Origin of the sequence: Cellulomonas citrea (assembly GCF_009829685.1) — a bacterium.
Classification (GTDB): Bacteria; Actinomycetota; Actinomycetes; order Actinomycetales; family Cellulomonadaceae; genus Cellulomonas; species Cellulomonas citrea.
In genome coordinates, this window is the sequence record NZ_VWSD01000385.1 from 1 (window position 1) to 539 (window position 539).

At 62.5% G+C, this 539-nt stretch carries 1 protein-coding gene; it reads right to left on the reverse strand.

Annotated features, from left to right (window positions below; translation table 11 throughout):
• The coding region (locus F2B26_RS16875) for a DNA topoisomerase IB-related protein (RefSeq protein WP_201292830.1) at positions 1-327 on the reverse strand (327 nt) is incomplete at its 3' end.
• Positions 328-539 lie beyond the last annotated feature (212 nt).

The following is a 539-nucleotide window of genomic DNA, read 5'->3' on the forward strand; positions in this document are numbered from 1 at the left end:
GACCCGCTTGCGGACCAGCGGCAGCAGCTTGCCGAAAGCGATGCAGCTGTCGAACTTCTCGCCTTCGCGCTGTGCGCGGAAATCGGGGTGGTAGCGATACTGTTTGCGCCCCTTGGCATCGATCCCTGTGGCAAGGATGTGGCCATTGGGTGCGGGACAGAACCAGGCATCGACATAGGCCGGCGGCAGCGCGATCGCATTGAGGCGGAGCTTCTCCTGCCGGTCGCGGATCAGCTTCCCCTGCGGATCGTAATAGGCCCATCCCTTCCCCGCACGCTTGCGCGAGATACCTGGCAGGTCGTCGTCGACATAGATGAGCTTCGTCATGGCGAAGTGAAGAACAGTGGGACGTGTGTCACGGTTCCCCACCTTGCGACGAATGGAGCGGTGACCTAGCCACTGCAACCAAGTGAAGGAGAACCCCTTGGCCGATCCCACCTATACTCCGCCCGACGTCTGGACCTTAGATCACGAGAGCGGCGGCCGCTTCGCCTCGATCAATGCACCCACCTCCGGCGCGCGCGAGGAAAGGGAGCTTC